This window comes from Aeromonas taiwanensis (assembly GCF_000820165.1).
Classification (GTDB): domain Bacteria; phylum Pseudomonadota; class Gammaproteobacteria; order Enterobacterales; family Aeromonadaceae; genus Aeromonas; species Aeromonas taiwanensis.
Genome location: NZ_CDDD01000015.1, coordinates 69450 through 88753, shown reverse-complemented (window position 1 = coordinate 88753; position 19304 = coordinate 69450). Strand labels below are relative to the sequence as shown.

General features: G+C 64.6%; 15 protein-coding genes. 7 read left to right on the top strand and 8 right to left on the bottom strand.

The annotated features are described in order from the left end of the window. Positions 1-2: 2 nt before the first annotated feature. Positions 3-1397, top strand: coding sequence for a peptidoglycan DD-metalloendopeptidase family protein (locus BN1136_RS03240; protein WP_043763359.1), 1395 nt, complete (start codon positions 3-5; stop codon positions 1395-1397). A 113-nt stretch (positions 1398-1510) separates the two neighbouring features. Here BN1136_RS03240 and BN1136_RS03235 read toward each other — a convergent pair whose 3' ends face one another. After that, positions 1511-2161, bottom strand: coding sequence for a Qnr family pentapeptide repeat protein (locus tag BN1136_RS03235; RefSeq protein ID WP_043763362.1), 651 nt, complete (start codon positions 2159-2161; stop codon positions 1511-1513). An 85-nt stretch (positions 2162-2246) separates the two neighbouring features. Here BN1136_RS03235 and BN1136_RS03230 point away from each other — a divergent pair, with 85 nt between their 5' ends. Then, positions 2247-3254, top strand: a complete 1008-nt coding sequence (locus BN1136_RS03230; RefSeq protein ID WP_043763365.1) for a substrate-binding domain-containing protein — start codon at positions 2247-2249, stop codon at positions 3252-3254. Positions 3255-3323: 69 nt separating this feature from the next. Here BN1136_RS03230 and BN1136_RS03225 read toward each other — a convergent pair whose 3' ends face one another. The 3 genes from BN1136_RS03225 to BN1136_RS03215 are packed head-to-tail and all read right to left on the bottom strand — an operon-like array spanning position 3324 to position 6341. Beyond that, the gene (locus BN1136_RS03225; RefSeq protein ID WP_043763368.1) at positions 3324-3965 is read right to left on the bottom strand and encodes a bifunctional 4-hydroxy-2-oxoglutarate aldolase/2-dehydro-3-deoxy-phosphogluconate aldolase; all 642 of its coding nucleotides are present in this window, start codon (positions 3963-3965) and stop codon (positions 3324-3326) included. Positions 3966-3974: 9 nt separating this feature from the next. Beyond that, positions 3975-5771, bottom strand: coding sequence for a phosphogluconate dehydratase (gene edd, locus BN1136_RS03220; RefSeq protein ID WP_043763371.1), 1797 nt, complete (start codon positions 5769-5771; stop codon positions 3975-3977). 60 nt (positions 5772-5831) lie between these two features. Continuing rightward, positions 5832-6341 carry a gluconokinase gene (locus BN1136_RS03215; RefSeq protein WP_043763373.1) on the bottom strand — a complete coding sequence of 170 codons (510 nt, stop codon included), beginning with the start codon at positions 6339-6341 and terminating at the stop codon, positions 5832-5834. A gap of 165 nt (positions 6342-6506) precedes the next feature. On the opposite strand from BN1136_RS03215, the gene BN1136_RS03210 reads away from it, so the two are divergent. From BN1136_RS03210 to BN1136_RS03195, 4 genes are all read left to right on the top strand, one after another. Then, entirely contained in the window at positions 6507-7868 is a 1362-nt protein-coding gene (locus BN1136_RS03210; protein ID WP_231557827.1) for a GntP family permease, read from the top strand. 152 nt (positions 7869-8020) lie between these two features. Continuing rightward, positions 8021-9370 (top strand): CDP-diacylglycerol--serine O-phosphatidyltransferase, encoded by a 1350-nt coding sequence (gene pssA / locus BN1136_RS03205; RefSeq protein WP_043763376.1) that lies wholly within the window; start codon positions 8021-8023, stop codon positions 9368-9370. Between the two features lie 250 nt (positions 9371-9620). Beyond that, positions 9621-11690: an ATP-dependent DNA helicase RecG gene (gene recG / locus BN1136_RS03200; RefSeq protein WP_043808033.1), complete on the top strand. Its 2070-nt coding sequence runs from the start codon at positions 9621-9623 to the stop codon at positions 11688-11690. A gap of 57 nt (positions 11691-11747) precedes the next feature. Next, on the top strand, positions 11748-13826 hold the full coding sequence (locus BN1136_RS03195) for an AsmA family protein (RefSeq protein ID WP_043763378.1): 2079 nt from the start codon (positions 11748-11750) through the stop codon (positions 13824-13826). 55 nt (positions 13827-13881) lie between these two features. Here the strand turns inward: BN1136_RS03195 and BN1136_RS03190 are convergent, their stop codons facing one another. Then, positions 13882-14790 (bottom strand): bifunctional GNAT family N-acetyltransferase/hotdog fold thioesterase, encoded by a 909-nt coding sequence (locus BN1136_RS03190; protein ID WP_043763380.1) that lies wholly within the window; start codon positions 14788-14790, stop codon positions 13882-13884. A gap of 173 nt (positions 14791-14963) precedes the next feature. Here BN1136_RS03190 and BN1136_RS03185 point away from each other — a divergent pair, with 173 nt between their 5' ends. Next, positions 14964-15620, top strand: a complete 657-nt coding sequence (locus tag BN1136_RS03185) for a spermidine synthase (RefSeq protein WP_043763538.1) — start codon at positions 14964-14966, stop codon at positions 15618-15620. Positions 15621-15647: 27 nt separating this feature from the next. On the opposite strand, the gene dtd is transcribed toward BN1136_RS03185, so the two are convergent. The 3 genes from dtd to typA form a co-directional block, all read right to left on the bottom strand. Beyond that, a complete protein-coding gene (gene dtd, locus BN1136_RS03180) occupies positions 15648-16085 on the bottom strand; it encodes a D-aminoacyl-tRNA deacylase (RefSeq protein WP_043763382.1) in 438 nt (145 codons plus the stop codon). A gap of 129 nt (positions 16086-16214) precedes the next feature. Further along, a complete protein-coding gene (locus tag BN1136_RS03175; protein WP_043763384.1) occupies positions 16215-17087 on the bottom strand; it encodes a virulence factor BrkB family protein in 873 nt (290 codons plus the stop codon). A gap of 173 nt (positions 17088-17260) precedes the next feature. After that, positions 17261-19072 (bottom strand): translational GTPase TypA, encoded by a 1812-nt coding sequence (typA, locus tag BN1136_RS03170; RefSeq protein ID WP_043763388.1) that lies wholly within the window; start codon positions 19070-19072, stop codon positions 17261-17263. Positions 19073-19304: the final 232 nt, after the last annotated feature.

The window sequence follows — 19304 nt, the reverse complement described above, 5'->3', positions numbered from 1 at the left end:
CCATGCGGGGATGCGAAGCTATTTCACAGAAAACCAGTCGCGTCGGCCTGTTGGCCGGCGCGCTGTTTTTTTGCCTGATCGGTACTCAGGCCCAGGCTGCCAATCAGCAGCTTGGCGCCATGCAGTCCCAGATCAAGGAACAACAGCAGACTCTCAAGCTCAGCAAGCAGGAGCTGGCCAAGCTCAACACCCAGCTCAAGGCCGACGAGCAGGCTATCTCGGCCGCCGCCGCCAAGCTCGATCAGACCAGGCTGCAGCTCAGGCAGAACCAGCAGAAGCTGGTCGGCCTGCAGCAGGACAAGCTGGCGCTGGAGCAACAGGCGAAGCATCAGAAGCAGTTGCTGGCCAAGCAGGCGGAAAGCGCCTTCCAGGCGGGCAACCACGATTACCTCAAACTGCTGCTCAACCAGCAGGAGCCGGCCAAACTGAGCCGTGCCCTCGATTATTTCGACTACCTCAACAAGGCCCGCATCGAGGCCATCGACGCCCTGCGTGCCACCCGCGACAAGCTGGCCAAGAACCAGCAGGCCACCAAGGAGACCGAGAACCGTCTCCAGACCCTGCTCGGCGAGCAGCAACAACATCACCAGAGCCTGCTGGCCAGCCAGCAGAGCCGCGCCAAGGTGCGCAACCAGTTGCAGCAGTCGGTGCAAAACGATGAGCTGAAACTGACCAAGCTGGTCAAGGCGGAGAAGGCGCTGAAGGCGCGGCTGGAAGAGCTGCGTCGCCAGCGGGAAGAGCAAGAGCGCCGCGAGCGGGCCGAGCGGGAGCGTCTGGCCAAGATCAAGGCCGAGCAGGAGCGCCAGCGCCGCCTCGAGGCGCAGCGTCTGGCCGCCGAACAGAAGCGCCTCGCGGAGCAACAGCGGATCGCCGCCCAGCAGCGTCAGGTCGGCGAGCAGCAACGACTCGCCGCCGAACAGCGCAGAGTCACCGCACAGCAAGACAGGGTGGCGGAGCAGCAGGCGGCCGCCCGCAAGAGCGCCAAGGCGAGCAGCGGCTACGGCGGACTCAGCACGGGTGGCAACCTGCGCTGGCCGGTCCAGGGCCCCATCCTCATCTCCTACGGGTCACCGCGCACCGCCGAGCTGAAGTGGAAGGGCACCCTGATCGGCGCCAGCGAAGGGACCCAGGTCAAGGCGGTCGCGCCGGGCCAGGTGGTCTATGCCGACTGGCTGGACGGCTTCGGCATGCTGCTGGTCATCGACCATGGCAAGGGCTACATGAGCCTCTATGGCCACAACCAGTCACTGCTGCGCCAGGTGGGGCAGAACGTGGAACAGGGTGAGCCCGTGGCCCTGGTCGGCGACAGCGGGGGACAGGAGCGCGCCGGCCTCTACTTCGAAATTCGCTACCAGGGCGAGGCCATCAACCCGACCAAGTGGCTGGCCAGACGCTGACCCCCTGATCCTCACAACGAATAGCCTGCCTTGCGCAGGCTTTTTTCATGGTGAAGGGCACTGCCGCCACGGACGACGTCCTTTGATGAAAAATTACCTCTTTTTCCATTCACTCAGGGGAAGACGACAAGCCCGATCTGCTCCAGCAACCCCTGCTGCTGCTCTTCATTGATCTGCACTCCGGTGAGGTCGACCCGACGCAGATCCAGCCCGGGCAGATCACACTGGCGCAGATCGCAGCCCTGCAGGTTGAAGCTGGTCCACTCCAGCTGGCCGAACTCGGAGCCACTGAGATCCGAGCCCGCCAGCGAAGCCCCCAGCAGGCTGGCCCCCTGCCAGCGATTGCCACTCAGCTCGCACCGCTCCAGCAGGCAGTGCTCGAAGTTCGCGTAGCTGAAGTTGTTCCCGGTGAGATGGGCCTCGCAGAAGTAGCTTCTGGCGGTGATCCGGTTTGCAAAGCTGGCGTGGGCAAAGTTGATGCCCATGGCCTGGCAGTCCCGCATCTCCAGCCCCAGACACTGGCTGCGGCCGAAATCCGCCAGGGTCAGATCGCAGCGCAGAAAGCTCGCTTCCCGCAAATCGCAGCCCTGGAACAGGCAGCCCAGCTCCCGCTCCCTGTCATAGAAGCTGCAGTCGACGAAGCGGCTCTCGGCCAGATCCAGCCAGGAGAAGTGGCAACCGATGAAGCGGCACCCCTCAAACTGCTCCCCCTCCACCTCCTGCTGCTCGAAGCGCACGTCCACGAAGCACTTGTCCCTGATCATCCCGACCCTCCCGGTGGCGTCATATGCTGACATTGTTGTGCAAAAACGGTAATGTTACCTGTAACATTTACTGCCGGATCCCCAGATGAACGACACCCGCAAGCGCCGCCCCACCCTGCAGGACATCGCCGACCTGACCGGCGTCACCAAGATGACCGTCAGTCGCTACCTGCGCGATCCGTCTGCCGTGGCCGAGGGGACCCGCGAGCGCATCGCCGCGGCGGTGGAGGAGCTTGGCTACATCCCGAACCGGGCGCCGGACATGCTCTCCAACGCCACCAGCAAGGCGATCGGCATCCTGATCCCCTCCCTCTCCAACCAGGTCTTCTCGGCGGTGATCCACGGTATCGAGGCGGTGACCCGGCCCGCCGGCTACCAGACCCTGCTCGCCCACTACGGCTACAGCCCGGAGCGGGAGGAGGAGCAGGTCGCCTCGCTCCTCTCCTACAACGTGGACGGTCTCATCCTCTCCGACACCCAGCATACCGAGCGCACCCGCAAGATGATCGCCACCGCCGGCATCCCGGTGGTGGAGACCATGGATCTGCCCCTCTCCCCCATCGACATGGTGGTGGGCATGGATCACCGGGCGGCTGCCCGGGCCATGGTAACAGAGATGCTGCGGCGGGGACGCCGCAAGGTGATCTACCTCGGTGCTCGGCTCGACGTGCGGACCCAGCTGCGGATGGAGGGCTACTACCAGGCGATGGCCGATTTCGGCCTGACCGGCCAGCACCTGCTGACCGAGCAGTCCTCCAGCTTCACCCTGGGGGGAGAGCTGCTGGCCCAGGCCATGGCGCGCTTCCCCGATCTCGACGGCCTGTTCTGCACCAACGACGACCTGGCGGTGGGCGCCCTGCTGCAGTGCCAGGCCAGGTGGATCCCGGTCCCCCAGCAGGTGGCCATCGCCGGCAGCAATGCCCTCGACATCGGCCACGCCATGACCCCCAAGCTCGCGAGCATCGTCACCCCCCGCGAGGCCATCGGCCGCGAAGCCGCCATCATGCTGCTTGCCCGCCTCGGCGGGGCTGCGCTACCCGAGCGGTGCAAGGACATGGGCTTCTCCCTTTACGAGGGGGAGAGTCTGGGCTGACCTCCCGCCGCCAGATATGAAACAGGCCACCCTGGGGTGGCCTGTTTCATTGCGAACGACGCCTCGCGCTTAGCGCTTGACCAGTTCCACCGCTTCGCGGGAGAGGCGGGTCACCTCCTCCCAGTTGCCGCTCTTGACGGCCTCTGCTGGCAGCATCCAGGAGCCGCCCACGGTAGCCACGCATTTCAGCGCCAGGTAGTCGGCCACGTTCTTCGGACCTATGCCGCCGGTGGGGCAGAACCGTACCTGGGGCAGCGGCGCCGCGATGGCGGAGAGCGCCTTGGTGCCGCCGTTCGCCTCGGCCGGGAAGAACTTCAGGTGGTCGTAGCCCGCTTCCAGCGCCTGCATCACCTCGGACGGGGTGGCCACGCCCGGGATCAGCGGCGCCGTGCTCTTGGCCGCGTGGGCCAACAGGGCCGGCGTCATGCCCGGGGAGATGACGAAGCGGGCACCGGCGGCGACGGCGGCGTCAAACTGCGCGCAGTTGAGCACGGTACCGGCACCCACCATGGCTTCCGGCATCGCCTTGGCGATGAGGGCGATGGCATCGAGGGCCACCGGGGTACGCAGGGTGATCTCGAACACCGAAATGCCGCCGGCCAGCAAGGCCTTCGCCATCGGCAGGGCCTGATCCAGGTCGTTGATGACCATCACGGGCACCAGGGGGGAGGCGGCAAACACCTCGGCAGGGGTCACTTTCCAGTTCTGCATAGCTCTTCCTTAGTCAAAGATGGTGGCGCCACACTCGGCGCTCGATACCGCGCGACGCATCACGCTGAACAGTTCACGGCCCCACCCTTCTTGTTCCAGGGTGAGGTCGATCTCGGCCTGGGTGCGGCCGCTCAAATCGGTCAGGCAGTCGAGGCTGCCGGTCACCGCATCCACCCGCAGCAGATCGCCATCCTGCAACAGGCCGATGGCCCCGCCGTGCAGCGCTTCCGGGGTGACGTGGATGGCGGCCGGGATCTTGCCGGAAGCGCCGGAGAGGCGGCCGTCAGTGACCAGGGCCACCTTGTGACCCGCCTTCTGCAGGTTGCCGAGTACCGGCATCAGTTTGTGCAGCTCCGGCATGCCGTTGGCCGCCGGGCCATTGTGGCGCACGACGATGACGGCATCCTGATTGAGATCCCCCGCCTTGTAGGCTGCCTCCACCGCATGCTGGGAGGAGAAGACCCGGGCCGGTGCCTCGATGACGCGGTATTCCGGGGCGACCGCAGAGACCTTGACCACGGCGCGGCCCAGGTTGCCGGAGAGCAGCTTGGTGCCGCCGGTGGCCTGGAACTCGCTGCCGGAGGGGGAGAGCACGGTCGGATCCTGGCTCTCGCCCACCGGCTGCCACACCAGCTTGCCATCCACCAGCGCAGGACGAGTAAGGTAGTCCGCCATCTCGCCGAAGACAGGGGTGGCGTCCAGGTGGATCAGGTCCGCCTCCGCCAGACGGCGCATCAGGCCGGGCACGCCGCCCGCCTGCTCGAAGGCGTTCACGTCGGCCGGGCCGTTCGGGTACATGCGCACCAGGAGCGGCACCACGTCGGAGAGATCGCTCAAGTCATCCCAGGTCAGTTCCAGGCCGGCGGCGCGGGCCAGCGCCACCATGTGAATGCTGTGGTTGGTGCTGCCGCCGGAGGCGAGCAGGGCCACCAGGCCGTTGACCAGGGCGCGCTCGTCCACCACCTCGCTCAGGGGGCGATAGGCCGGGGAGCCCGGGATCATGGCGCTGATGCGACGAGCCGCCTCTTCCGTCAGGGCGTGGCGCAGTTCGCTGTGGGGGTGAACGAAGGCGGAGCCCGGCAGCATCAGGCCCATGGCCTCGAACACCAGCTGGTTGGTGTTGGCGGTGCCGTAGAAGGTACAGGTGCCCGCCGCGTGGTAGGCGCCGCACTCCATCTTCAGCAGGGCATCGCGGCCCACTTCACCGGCGGCGTACTGCTGGCGCACCTTCACCTTCTCGTCGTTGCTGATGCCGCTGGCCATCGGGCCGGCGGGGACGAAGGCGGTGGGCAGGTGGGCGTGGGAGAGCGCCCCCATGATCTGGCCCGGGGCTATCTTGTCGCAGATGCCGAGCAGCAGGGTGGCGTCGAAGGTGTTGTGGGAAAGGGAGACCGCGGTGGCCTGGGCGATGAGATCCCGGGAGAAGAGGGACATGTCCATCCCCGGTTGGCCCTGGGTCACGCCGTCGCACATGGCGGGGACGCCGCCGGCGACCTGGGCGCTGTGACCCAGCTCCGCCAGCGCGCCCTTGATGATGTCCGGGTAGCCCTGATAGGGCTGATGGGCGCTCAGCATGTCGTTGTAGGCGCTGACAATGCCGACGTTGGCACGGGTCATGTCGAGGATGCGTCCCTTCTCGTCACAGCTCGAGGCGGCCACGGCGTGGGCCAGGTTGCCGCAGGAGAGGGAGGCGCGGGTCTTGCCCTGCTCGGCCTGGCGGTGGATGCGGGCCAGGAAGCGGGCGCGGCGGGCGGTGCTGCGCTCGCGGATGCGGTCGGTCACCAGGGTGATCACGGGATGGGTCATAGCTATCTCTCCAACTCTATATACGGGCGCGCTCGGCAGTGCCCGGGCGCGCGACATGGCTCATTGCGCCTGCTGCAGCGCGGTGACGGCACGGTCGACGACCTGCTCGAAGGTCCCGTCGATGTCGATGCGGAAGACGCCGGCCTCGCCATCCGGCCGCTCCAGGGTATCAAACTGGCTCTGTACCATGGCTTCGCGCATGAAGTGGCCCTGCCGTGCCCGCATCCGCTCGAGAATGAGAGACTGGCTGCCATCCAGAAAGAGGAAGTGTACCGAGTCGTTGCCCTCGCGGATCTGGTCGCGGTACTGCTTCTTGAGGGCCGAGCAGACGATGACGCCGAGCTCGTTCTTGCGCTCCAGGCTGTAGGCCGCATCGCGGATCCGTTCCAGCCAGGGGGCCCTGTCTTCGTCGTTGAGCGGGTTGCCCGCCGCCATCTTCTGGATGTTCGCGCGAGGGTGCAGATCATCGCCGTCGATGAACTTGGCACCCAGAGCATTGGCCACCTTGAGGCCGATGCTGGACTTGCCGCTGCCACACACACCCATCACGATAATGCACTTGCCCGCCATTATTTGACCTCTCTCTCACTTTTCAAAAAACGTTCGCCTGATGGGTTCTAAGCTACCACGTTACCGGTAACATGTTACCGGTAACGTTTCGCAATGTGAAGTGCAGCACAGAATTGTGCAGAACAACAACTAGAACCATTTGAGGACAACTTTATGGACGGAGCAATGAACACACCCGATGTCACCTATCTGCTCTCGGTAGCGGGCGGAGCCATTGTCATGTTGCTGGTGCTGATCATGCGATTCAAGGTGCATGCCTTCGTGGCATTGACCCTGGTCAGCATGCTGACAGCCCTGGCCACCGGGGTCACCTATGACCAGGTGATCCCCACCATGCTGACCGGTTTCGGCGGCACCCTGGCCTCGGTCGCCCTGCTGGTCGGCCTCGGCGCCATGATAGGCCGGATCCTGGAGATGACGGGGGGCGCCAAGGTACTGGCCGATACCCTGATCAACCGCTTCGGCTCCCACCGCGCGCCCTTCGCGCTCGGGATCGCCTCCCTGCTGTTCGGCTTCCCGATCTTCTTCGACGCCGGCCTCATCGTCATGCTGCCCATCATCTTCAGCGTGGCGAAGCAGTTTGGCGGCTCTGTCCTCAAATATGCCCTGCCCTCCGCCGGCGCCTTCGCGGTGATGCACGCCTTCCTGCCGCCCCACCCGGGCCCGGTCGCCGCCAGCGAGCTGCTGGGTGCCAACATCGGCCTGCTCACCGTCGTGGGTCTGCTGGTCGCGCTGCCCACCTGGTATCTGGGTGCCTACCTGTTCGGCCTCTGGTCCGGCAAGAAGTTTGAACTGCCCCTGCCCCCGAGCTTCACCGCCAGTGCCGAGCAGATCGCTGACAAGGCGCCGAGCTTCGGCCAGGTACTCTCCATCCTGCTGCTGCCGCTGGTGCTCATCTTCATGGATACCGGCCTCAACACCCTGAGCGTCATGGGCGTCATCGACAAGAGTGCGGACTGGGTCAACGTGCTGCGCATGGTCGGCAAGACGCCGGTCGCCCTGCTCATCACCGTGCTCTACGCCCTCTGGATGTTCCGCCAGAGCCAGGGCAAGGTGCAGCTCGAGAAATTCTGTAACGACGCCCTGGCCCCGGTCTGTGCCGTCATCCTGGTGACCGGTGCTGGCGGCATGTTCGGCGGTGTGCTGCGTGCCAGCGGCATCGGCGCGGCCCTGGCCGACGTCCTCTCCGACACCGGCATGCCGGTGATCCTGGCGGCTTTCCTGGTCTCCGCCGCGCTGCGGGTCGCCCAGGGCTCTGCCACCGTGGCCCTGACCACCACCGCCGCCCTGATGGCGCCGACCGTGGCCGCCACCACTGGCCTGAGCGAGCTGGATCTGACCTTCATCGTCATCGCCATCGCCGGGGGCGCGACCGTGCTCTCCCACTTCAACGACTCCGGTTTCTGGCTGGTCAGCCGCTTCCTCAACATGGACGAGAAGACCACCCTCAAGACCTGGACCGTGATGGAGACGCTGCTCGGCACCATCGCCTTCCTCATCGTGGCCACGGCCAGCGCCATCTTCTAACCCGCCGACATCGGGGCCGCCTCTGCCGGCCCCGATGTGACTCTGCATCGACTTTTTACGGATTCTTGCTTGGGCCCATCGCCACAGATTGTTAGAATTGCCTATTCTTCGCCCCGAGTGGAACGCTTCATCCCGTGATTTCAGGCTTCTCTATGCATTCATCGGCACATTATCGACAGTTGCTGACCCGCTTACCCCAGATCGCGGTTGCCGCGGATCAGTTTCAGGTACTCAGCAGCGCCAAGGACTTCAAGAGCCGGATCCTGTCGCTCATCGCCCATGCGACCCAGCGCATCTACCTGATCGCGCTCTATCTGCAGGATGACGAAGCTGGACGGGAGATCCTCACCGCCCTCTATGCCGCCAAGCAGCGCAATCCCGCCCTCGACATCAAGGTGTTCGTCGACTTCCACCGCGCCCAGCGCGGCCTGATCGGCAAGGGCAAGCAGGGGGGCAACCACCTGATGTACCAGGCCATGGCCGCCAGCCACCAGCACCAGATAGAGATCTACGGCGTGCCGGTCAAGGGCCGCGAGCTGCTCGGGGTGCTGCACCTCAAGGGCTTCATCTTCGACGACACCCTGCTCTACTCCGGCGCTAGCCTCAACGATATCTACCTGCACCAGCAGGAGCGCTACCGCTTCGATCGCTACCACCAGATCACCAGTCCGGCCCTGACCCGCAGCATGGTCAACTATGTGGACGACGTCTTCCTCGGCAGCGAGGCCGTCCAGCGGCTGGATCGCACCGGCATCCCCGGTGCCAAGCAGCTCAAGGGCCAGATCCGCCGCTTCAAGCAGCGCCTGCGCACCAGCCAGTACCGCTTCGAGAGCATCCCGGCCAACGACCGTGAGATCGCCGTGACCCCCATGGTGGGCCTGGGCAAGCGAGGCAACCTGCTCAACCGGATGATCCGCAACCTGGTGCGTGCCACCGAGCGGGAGATCTTCGTCTGCACCCCCTATTTCAACCCGCCCAAGGAGTTGAACAAGGACGTGGAGGCGCTGCTCAGACGCGGCTGCAAGGTGACCATAGTGGTGGGCGACAAGACCGCCAACGACTTCTTCATCCCCCCGGAGGAGAAATTCTCCACCATAGGCGGGCTCCCCTACCTCTACGAAACCAACCTGCGCAAGTTTGCCGAGCGCAACCAGCACCACATCGACAGCGGCCGCCTCAACCTGATGCTCTGGTGCTGCGAGAAGAACTCCTATCACCTCAAGGGGATCTTCGTGGACGAGGAGTGGGCCCTGCTCACCGGCAACAACCTCAATCCCCGCGCCTGGGCGCTGGACCTGGAGAACGGCCTGCTGGTGCACGATGAACACCACCACCTGCGTGCGCGTTTCCGTGAGGAGCGTGACTGCATCCTGACCCACACCCGTCGCATCAGCCACTTCGACCAGATCGAGCAGATCAAGGACTACCCGGATCAGGTGCGCAAGCTGCTGGCCCGGATCCACAGGGTCAAGGCCCACCTGCTGCTCAAGCGCATCATCTGAGGCGCAGGCCAGCACTCTTGCTGCTGGCTGGTATGCCACAGGGTCAAGACCATCTCCTGCGCAAGCGCATCATCTGAGGCACAAGTGCCGACCCGGGCATCGCTGCTCGCCCAATCCATCACAAGGGCCCGTCGTCTTTCGGCGGGCCCTTGTCACATCCGGCCAGCGCCGGCTGCAACGCGGCTTGCATCCTGGCCTCAACAACCCCTATCATCTGGACATATTTACAGTGTTTTCGGGCATCTAATTGATGAAATTGGATAAAATCCCTCTCGACAGCCTCAAGGGCGTCGGCAGCAAGATGCTGGAGAAACTCGAGCGGCTGGGGCTGGCCACGGTGCAGGATCTCCTGTTCCACCTCCCCCTGCGCTACGAGGACCGCACCCAGGTGTGGCCTATCGGCGATCTGCCCCCCGGCCTGCACGGCGCCGTCGAGGGCGAGATCCAGGACACCCAGCTGGTCATGGGGCGCCGCCGCATGCTGGTGTGCCGCATCAGCGACGGCACCGGCAGCCTGACCCTGCGTTTCTTCAATTTCACCGCCGCCCAGAAGAACAGCCTGGCGGCCGGACGCCTGATCCGCTGTTTCGGCGAGACCCGCCCCGGCAAGTACGGTCTGGAGATGGCCCACCCCGAGTACAAGCTGCTTGGCGAGGAGCAGGCAGGCCAGACCGAAGAGGCCCTCACCCCCGTCTATCCGACCACAGAGGGGCTGCGCCAGCTCACCCTGCGCAGCCTCACCGACCAGGCGCTGGCCCAGCTCGATCTCTACGGCGTGGAAGAGCTGCTGCCCGTCGGCCTCTATCCCCACCAGATCGACCTGGCAGCCGCCCTGCGCCTGCTGCATCGCCCGCCCCCCTCGGTGGCGCTGACCCTGCTCGAGAGCGGCCAGCATCCGGCCCAGCAGCGGCTGGTGCTGGAAGAGCTGCTGGCCCACAACCTCTCGGTACTCAAGGTTCGCGCCCAGGCGCAGACCCAGCTCGCCCGCGCCCTCAAGCCGGCACCGGCCCTGGTGGAGCAGTTGCTCGGCGCCCTGCCGTTCACCCCCACCGGTGCCCAGAGCCGGGTAGTGGCGGAGATAGCGAAGGATCTGCAGCAGAGCCACCCCATGATGCGGCTGGTGCAGGGGGACGTAGGCTCCGGCAAGACGCTGGTCGCGGCGCTGGCCGCCCTGCAGGCCATCGGCAACGGCTGTCAGGTGGGGTTGATGGCGCCGACCGAGCTGCTGGCCGAGCAACATGCCATCAACTTCGCCAAGTGGCTGGAGCCGCTCGGCATCCAGGTCGGCTGGCTGGCGGGCAAGCAGAAGGGCAAGGCACGGGAAGAGGCGCTGGCTGCCATCGCGGACGGCAGCGTCAAGATGGTGGTGGGAACCCACGCCATCTTCCAGGAGCAGGTAGTCTTCCAGCGCCTCGCCCTGGTCATCATCGACGAACAACACAGGTTCGGGGTGCACCAGCGCCTCGCCCTGCGTGAGAAGGGCGAGCGGGAGGGAGTGCATCCCCACCAGCTCATCATGACCGCCACCCCCATCCCGCGCACCCTGGCGATGACCGCCTATGCGGACCTAGACACCTCCGTCATCGACGAGCTGCCGCCGGGGCGTACCCCCATCACCACGGTCGCCCTGCCGGACAGCCGGCGGGGCGACGTGATCGAGCGGGTGAGGCTCGCCTGCGAGGAGGGCAAGCAGGCCTACTGGGTCTGCACCCTGATCGAGGAGTCCGAGGTGCTGGAGTGCCAGGCCGCCGAAGACACCGCCGCCGAGCTGCAAAATCTGCTGCCCGGCCTGCACATCGGCCTGGTACACGGCCGGATGCGCCCGGTGGAGAAGCAGCGGGTGATGGAGGAGTTCAAGGCAGGCATACTGCAACTGCTGGTCGCCACCACCGTCATCGAGGTGGGGGTCGATGTGCCCAACGCCAGCCTGATGATCATCGAGAACCCGGAGCGACTGGGGCTGGCCCAGCTGCACCAGTTGCGCGGCCGGGTCGGGCGCGGGTCCGTGGCCTCCCACTGCGTGCTGCTCTACCACGCCCCGCTCTCCAAGACGGCCCAGAGCCGGCTCGGGGTGCTGCGGGAGACCAACGACGGCTTCCTCATCGCCCAGCGGGATCTGGAGCTGCGCGGCCCGGGGGAACTGCTCGGCACCCGCCAGACCGGGCTCGCCGATCTCAAAATCGCCGACCTGGTGCGGGATCAGCCGCTCATCCCCCAGGTGCAGAAGATGGCGCGCTTCCTGATGGACAGGCATCCTGGTCATGTCGACCCGCTGATCCGCCGATGGATGGGACTGCGGGACCATTACTCCAACGCCTGACCTGCGGAATCACTACCCCAACCCTGATAGACCAACAGACACAGGAGGAAAGCACTCATGAATTCCTGGCTACGCGGCCTGCTCTACACCCTCGCCTTCCTGTTGCTGTTCGTCTGGGTCGGCCTCGGCCTGTTCGACGCCGAACGGGCCAAGGGCCCCATCGCCAACTGGCTCAGCCAGCAGACCGGGGTGCCCGTCACCATAGGGCGGCTGGTGTTCAACCCCCTGCACCCCTATACCCTGCTGGCGGAGCAGGTGCGCTACGGTGACGCCGTGCAGCTGGACAAGGTGTACCTGGAGATAGACCAGATAGACTGGCTGAACCGGGACGTGCGCATCGCTCACCTGGATCTCATCCGCCCCGTCATCAAGCTGCCGCTGCCCAACCAGTTGCCGACCCTGCCGGTCAACTCCCTCTCCATCAGCGACAGCACCATAGACAACCTGAGCCTGCAGAGCGAGGCCCTGACCCTGCGCGGCCTGAGCGCCACCCTGAGCGACTGGGAGCTGATCGATCCCAAGCGCCAGCCTCAGGCCAACCTCAGTCTTGGCATCAACCAGCTGGAAACCCCGCAGTTCACCCTGGCCCGCCTCAGCCTGAAGGGCAGGCTGGAAGGTCAGGTGCTGAGCACCGACAAGCTCACCGCCAACCTCTTCAACGGCCTGCTCGAGACCGGCATGGTGCTGAACTGGCCCGAGCGCAGCCTGCAGCTGCACGATCTTCAGGCTCGTGCCATGCGGGTCGAGCTCGGTGACATTCCACCCGGGGCATTCCCCCTGCGCCACATCAGCCTGGATCGGGGAAGGCTCTCCGGGATCAGCGTCAATGCCATCGAGCAGGAGCTCTCCCTCAACAACTTCAGCGGTGAGCTCACCGCCTTCAACTGGCAGGCGGGCACCCAGCCGAGCGGTTACCTCGCCGGCACCCTGGGAGATCTCGGGCGCGGCCTGTTCCAGCTGGAAGCCATCGCGGGCAAACTCGCCTTCTCCCCCCGCCAGATCGATGCCGAGCTGCAGGGCAAGGCCTATGAAGGGGAGTTCAGCCTGGATCTGGCCCTCGACCCCCAGCAGCAGAGGCTGACGTTGAAAGACATGGCCCTGAGCGGCATGGACATCAGCCTGCCGCCGGGGTGGTGGCAGGATTGGCAGGGCTGGCGCCCGCAACAGATCGAGATCCGCAAGCTGGCGTTCGACCGCCTCAAGGTGCTCTCGTTTGACGATGCCATCCCCCTCTCCCTGACGGGCTGGCAGCTCTACCTGAGCGACCTCGCATTGCGGGGCAACCAGCCCTCCCCGCTGCTGGGCCGGGCCCGTATCGAGAGCAAGTGGTTCGAGCTGGTGTGGGACGGCCTCAGTGCCCGCAACGGGGCGCTGGAAGGTGAGCTGACCCCGGAGGCCTGGCAACTCAGCAAGCTGGCCAGCACCCTGCCGGATGAGGGTTCCCTCAGCCTCAGCGGCCAGTGGGGCAAGACAAAGGGGCAGGAGAGCCGCGTGCAGGTGCAGGGCAAGCAGCTGGATCTGGATCAATGGGGCAGGCTGCTGCACGCCCCGGTGTCGCTCGCGGGCAAGCTGGATCTGACGGCGGATCTGCGGGCCGACCTCAACGGCCAGCCCGGCGAGGAGACGGCCAGCTGGCGCCGCACCCTGCAGGGCAGCCTGAGCCTGGAGAGCCAGGATCCCTTCTGGGACAGGGTTGCCATCGATCCCCTGCTGGATGCCTGGTTCAAGGAGCAGACACCGCCGACCCTGACGCCACAGGCGCTGTGGCAGGCGATGCAGCAAGGAGACACGCCCTTCTATCAGATCAAGCTGAACGCCAGGGCCGAGCAGGGCAAGGTGCGGGTCGAGCAGGGGGGAGCCTCCACCATCACCCACCTGCTGGCGCTACAGGGTGGCGTCGATCTCGCCGCCGACCAGTGGCAGCTGGATCTCGGCATCCTGAACAAGCGGCGCTGCGCCGAACTGCTCGCCCGCTGGCGTGGCCCCCTCACGGATCCCGGCCTGGAGTGGCAGTTCCCCACCGGGCAGGAGGCCTGCGGCTGGGAGGCTGGCGTACGCTACCCGGCACAGGGGCGCAGCGGCCCGCTCTGGCGACCGCAGGCGCAAGCGCCGGCTCCCGCCACCGCCTCCCAATAACGAACAAGGCCTCGCAATGAGGCCTTGTTGTCGAGAGGGGGGAGCGCGGCCGGGATCAGCGACCACCGCGTTTGATGGGTAGCACCACGTACTGGCCGACAAACTCCACCGCCAGCTTGCGAGCGCTGAACAACTGCACCCGCAGGCTGAACTTGGCAGACTCCCCTTCCCTGAGCGGTTCCAGCACGGCGGGCATTCCCTCCCGGGCCACCCGCGCCTCCGGCTCCTCGCTCACCGGTCTGTAGTATTTGATGTTGCCCTCGGCCAGCACTATGTCTCCCCCAAGGCCAGTCTCCTTGAGCTGCAACCAGATGAGGCCCCAACCCGCCAGCACGCACTGGCTGTAGATGCTGCCGGCGAACATGGTGTCGTGAACGTTGAGGTTGGCCGCCAGGTTCGCCTTGAGGTGGAAGGTCTGGCCGTCGTAGTGGGTGATGTGCACCCCCATCTTCTCGCTGATGGGGATCCCGCGCGACCAGCGGGTGGTGAGATCCTGGCACCACTCGGGGCGGTACTGGATCGTCTGCAACGGGCTCAGGGACTTGATCATCTGGCGGTGGGGAATGCGCCCGAAGGAGACGGGCCCCTCGCCCACCTCGAGGAAGCCGCAGCGGCGATAGAACTCCACCGCCTCCTGGCGAGCGTTCATCACCAGCCGCTTCACCTTCTCGTCGCGAGCCAGCTGTTCGAGATCCTCCACCATGCGGGCCCCCAGCCCCTGACCACGATACTCGGGGCGCAGCGCCATAAAGCGGATCTGGGCCTCGTCGCCGCCGACAAAGAGGCGGCCCACGGCGATGGGGGTACCGTCCTCGGTCAGCATCAGCCGGTGGACGGCGACCGTATCATATTCGTCACGTTCGGAGCCAATCGGCAGGTTGAAGGGTTTGCGCAGCAGTTCCCAGCGCAACTGGTAGTAGGCATCCAGTTCGGCTGCGGTTTCAGGAGTGACTACCCGGTACATAAAGCGATCCTTGAGTTGGCGCCAACGGACAGACTGAAAGGCTTGCGCACCAATGCCTCGCAGCTCAATTGATAATGGGCATCCAGCTCCGCTGGCGTTTGGGGAGTAACCACCCGGTACATAACAACATCCTTGAGTTACACTGGTCGAAAGCCATCTTGCCGTGCAAATTCATGGACTTCAATCTGCAAGCGTACCAAGCCGACCACTTGTTGCACCTCAGCGCCAAGCCCGCGCGCCGCCTCTCTATCCTGGAAAATACCTGCCACCGCTGGCTGGAAATGGACGGCGTGGTGCAATCCGCCATGAGCCTCAGCCACCCGGCCAGCCTCTGCCTGCCCCATCAGAGGTGCATCGCCGATCGCCTGCCAGAGCAGGCAAACCGGATCCTGGAGCTCGGGCTGGGCGGGGGGGATCTCACCCGCCATCTGGCGGCGCGCTGGCCCGACGCCCACCACGACTGCGTGGATCTGGATGGGGAGATCCTCACCCTGTTCCAGCAGTTCTTCCTACCCCAGGTGGGAGGCGCTCCACGCCTGCACCATGCGGATGCACTGCACTTCCTGCAGCAGAGCCAGGAGCAGTACGATCTGGTGCTGCTGGATTTGTTCAGCCAGGACGGCAACCCCCTGCTGCTGTTTCAGGCTCCGCTCTATCAGGCGCTGGCCCTTCGCCTCAGTGGCACCCTCATCATCAACCTGCTGCCACGTACCCACCTGGAGCAAGCCCAGGCACTGCGACTGGCGGAGGAGTGGATTGGTCCCACCCAGGCCCACCAGGTGCCCGGCTATCGCAACGTAATCCTGCACGCCACCAGCCGGCCGACCTAGCCGCCACCCTCTCTCGTCAGAGCGGGGCTAGACCTGCAGCCAGAACGTCACCGGGCCGTCGTTGAGCAGCCTGACCTTCATGTCGGCGGCAAAGCGGCCGGTCTCGGTCGGCATGCCGCTCTCCCTGGCGCGGGCCACGAAGTAGTCGTAGAGCCGCTCGGCCTCGCTCGGGTGCGCCCCGCCGGAGAAGCTGGGCCTCATCCCCTTCTGGGTGTCCGCCGCCAGGGTGAACTGGGAAACCACCAGCAGGCTGCCCCCGACCTGTCCCACGTTGAGGTTCATCTTGCCGTTCTCGTCAGAGAAGATGCGATAGCCGCTCACCTTGTGCAGCAGCTTGTCCGCCTTGGCCTCGTCGTCCCCCTGTTCCACCCCGAGCAGCACCAGCAGCCCCTGATCTATGGCCCCGGTCACTTCGCCCTCGACGGTCACGCTGGCCTCGGACACCCGCTGAATCAATGCAATCACGCCTCTCTCCTCTCATAAACGACACGACCGCCGCCGTCACAAGACGGGGCGGTCGTCGATGCTAACAATAAACGCCCTGCTCAGGCCAAGTCTTTCCCGACAGGGGCCAGGGGCGATGAAAGGCCGGCGTCAGGCCAGCTCCTCGGTGCCCGGCTTCTCATATTCACCCAGACAGGCGGTGGTCTCCGCACCCAGCAGCACCACCAGCCAACTCAGGTAAACCCAGACAAACAGGATAGGGATGGTTGCCAGGGCGCCATAGATGGCCTGGTAGGAGGGGAAGTTGGTGATGTAGATGGCGAAGCCACGCTTGGCCAGCTCGAACAGGGTGGCGGCCACTAGGGCGCCGATGAAGGCGTGGGTCAGCCGCACCCGGCAGTTGGGCACCACGGTATAGATCAGCAGGAAGGTGAGCACTGAAAACAGGAATGGCAGGCTGCGCAGCAGCAGGTAACCGATGCCGAACAGGCTGTCCGCAGCGAACAGCTTGAGGGAGAGGATATAGGAGGAGATGGCAAGGCTTGCCCCGATGAGCACGGGCCCCAGGGTCAGGATCATCCAGTACATGGCGAACGCCTGGGCCAGCGGCCGGCTCTGGGTGGAGCGCCAGATGTAGTTGAGGTTCTTGTCGATGGCCGAGATCAGCATCAGAGCCACCACGATCAGGGCGCCGATGCCGACCGCCGTGGTGTTGGTGGCGTTGGCCACGAAGCCGTCGATGTACTCCTTGAGCATCTCCCCCGCCGTGGGGACGAAGTTGTGATAGACGAACTGCTCGATCCCCTGCTTCAGGCTCTGGAAGACAGGAAAGGCCGACATCATGCCGAACACCACGGCGATCATGGGCACCAGGGAGAGCAGGGTGACATAGGCCAGGTAACCGGCGGTGACCGTCAACCTGTCCTGCTGGAAGCGGCCCCAGACGAACTGGGCAAAGTGGGCGCCGTCGTGGCGCAAGAAGGAGAGGAAATGGGCCAGACGGCCGCGGTTCTGCTGCTGCATCTTGATTCTCGTAAGCGTCATCATGCAGTCATTGTGTCAGATAGGGTGGCCATTTGACCACCCGCCGGCCCGCTGGATGCGCCCCGCCTGGGTGTGGCAACGACCTTGCCTCCGTCTCGCGGCCATAAAAAAAGAGGCCCTGAGGCCTCTCTCTGTCTGTCGATGAACAGATATCAAGCACGGCCTGCGCGCTTGCGATCCAGTTCGGTCAGCAGCTTTTTACGGATACGGATGGCCTTGGGGGTGATCTCCACCAGCTCATCGTTGTCGATGAACTCGAGGGCCTGTTCCAGGGTCATGCGGATCGGCGGAGTCAGCACCTGGGCTTCGTCGGTACCGGAGGCACGCATGTTGGTCAGCTGCTTGCCTTTCAGGCAGTTGACGGTCAGGTCGTTGGAACGGGAGTGGATCCCGATCACCTGACCTTCGTACACCTCGGTCGCGTGACCGATGAACAGACGACCACGGTCTTGCAGACCGAACAGGGCGAAGGTCAGTGCCTTGCCGGTGGCGTTGGAGATCAGCACGCCGTTCTGACGCTCACCGATGCTGCCACCCTTGTGCGGACCGTAGTGGTCGAAGGTGTGGTACAGCAGACCGGTACCGGAAGTCATGGTCAGGAACTCGGTCTGGAAGCCGATCAGACCGCGGCTCGGGATGATGAAGTCCAGACGGACGCGACCCTTGCCATCCGGGGTCATGTTGGTCATCTCGCCTTTACGCAGGCCGAGCTGCTCCATCACGGAACCCTGATGCGCTTCTTCCACGTCCACAGTGACGGTTTCGAACGGTTCTTGCAGTTCGCCATTCACGGTACGCAGGATAACTTCCGGACGGGATACCGCCAGTTCGTAACCTTCGCGACGCATGTTTTCGATCAGGATGGACAGGTGCAGTTCACCACGGCCGGAGACACGGAACTTGTCCGGATCTTCGGTCTCTTCCACGCGCAGGGCCACGTTGTGGACCAGCTCCTGGTTCAGACGCTCCAGGATGTTGCGGGAGGTGACGAACTTGCCTTCTTTACCGGCGAACGGCGAGGTGTTGACCTGGAAGGTCATGTTCACGGTCGGCTCGTCAACGGAGAGCGGCGGCAGGGCTTCGACGGCACTGTTGTCACAGATGGTGTCGGAGATCTTCAGCTCGCCCAGACCGGTGATGGCGATGATGTCGCCCGCTTGCGCGTCGGTCACTTCGGTACGGGACAGGCCCAGGTAACCCAGCACCTGGCCAACCTTGCCGGTACGGGGCTTGCCGTTGGCACCGACGATGGTGACCTGCTGGTTGGTCTTGACGCGACCACGGGTGATGCGGCCGATACCGATGACGCCCACGTAGGAGTTGTAGTCCAGCTGGGAGATTTGCATCTGGAAGGCACCGTCAACGTCAGCCTTGGGGGCTTCCACGTTGTCGACGATGGCCTGGAACAGGGGTTCCATGTTCTCGGACGGGACGTCCTGATCCAGGGTGGCCCAACCGTTCAGTGCAGAGGCGTAAACAACCTTGAAGTCCAGTTGCTCATCGGTGGCGCCCAGGTTGTCGAACAGATCGAAGACCTGATCCATTACCCAGTCAGGACGAGCACCCGGACGGTCGATCTTGTTGATGACCACGATCGGCTTCAGACCCTGGGCGAACGCCTTCTGGGTCACGAAACGGGTCTGCGGCATCGGGCCGTCAACGGCGTCGACCAGCAGCAGTACGGAGTCAACCATGGAGAGCACACGCTCAACTTCACCACCGAAGTCGGCGTGACCCGGGGTATCCACGATGTTGATGCGGTAGTCGTTCCAGCGGATCGCAGTGTTCTTGGCGAGAATGGTGATGCCACGTTCCCGTTCCAGATCATTGGAGTCCATGATCCGTTCCTGACCTTCGCTGGTGCGATCCAGAGTGCCGGATTGCTGCAGCAGCTTGTCCACCAGCGTGGTTTTGCCGTGGTCAACGTGCGCAATAATCGCAATATTGCGTAAATTCTCTAACATTCTCGCCTCAATACACCGGGTAAAATTGGGCGCTAATTGTACTCTCGCCTTTGTGATCTGCCTAGCAGAATTGCAACACATTCGCGCACAAGGGAGGATCGGGATCATGGACCCCGGCGCAAAACCCTGCTTAGATGGCCTGGATACGCTGGCGCACCATGGTGGTGCACCAAAACGATCCAAGGTTGCACCACTTTAATGCAGCAACCGGCTTGAGAGCGGGTGTCCCGAC

What these genes read in the sequence shown, in the direction of transcription:
- BN1136_RS03195 (WP_043763378.1), top strand. Translation starts at nt 11,748, where the DNA reads ATGAATTCCTGGCTACGCGGCCTGCTCTACACCCTCGCCTTCCTGTTG.
- pssA (WP_043763376.1), top strand. Translation starts at nt 8,021, where the DNA reads ATGCATTCATCGGCACATTATCGACAGTTGCTGACCCGCTTACCCCAG.
- BN1136_RS03230 (WP_043763365.1), top strand. Translation starts at nt 2,247, where the DNA reads ATGAACGACACCCGCAAGCGCCGCCCCACCCTGCAGGACATCGCCGAC.
- BN1136_RS03225 (WP_043763368.1), bottom strand. Translation starts at nt 3,965, where the DNA reads ATGCAGAACTGGAAAGTGACCCCTGCCGAGGTGTTTGCCGCCTCCCCC.
- BN1136_RS03240 (WP_043763359.1), top strand. Translation starts at nt 3, where the DNA reads ATGCGGGGATGCGAAGCTATTTCACAGAAAACCAGTCGCGTCGGCCTG.
- typA (WP_043763388.1), bottom strand. Translation starts at nt 19,072, where the DNA reads ATGTTAGAGAATTTACGCAATATTGCGATTATTGCGCACGTTGACCAC.
- BN1136_RS03175 (WP_043763384.1), bottom strand. Translation starts at nt 17,087, where the DNA reads ATGCAGCAGCAGAACCGCGGCCGTCTGGCCCATTTCCTCTCCTTCTTG.
- BN1136_RS03190 (WP_043763380.1), bottom strand. Translation starts at nt 14,790, where the DNA reads ATGTACCGGGTAGTCACTCCTGAAACCGCAGCCGAACTGGATGCCTAC.
- BN1136_RS03210 (WP_231557827.1), top strand. Translation starts at nt 6,507, where the DNA reads ATGAACACACCCGATGTCACCTATCTGCTCTCGGTAGCGGGCGGAGCC.
- BN1136_RS03235 (WP_043763362.1), bottom strand. Translation starts at nt 2,161, where the DNA reads ATGATCAGGGACAAGTGCTTCGTGGACGTGCGCTTCGAGCAGCAGGAG.
- edd (WP_043763371.1), bottom strand. Translation starts at nt 5,771, where the DNA reads ATGACCCATCCCGTGATCACCCTGGTGACCGACCGCATCCGCGAGCGC.
- BN1136_RS03215 (WP_043763373.1), bottom strand. Translation starts at nt 6,341, where the DNA reads ATGGCGGGCAAGTGCATTATCGTGATGGGTGTGTGTGGCAGCGGCAAG.
- BN1136_RS03185 (WP_043763538.1), top strand. Translation starts at nt 14,964, where the DNA reads ATGGACTTCAATCTGCAAGCGTACCAAGCCGACCACTTGTTGCACCTC.
- recG (WP_043808033.1), top strand. Translation starts at nt 9,621, where the DNA reads ATGAAATTGGATAAAATCCCTCTCGACAGCCTCAAGGGCGTCGGCAGC.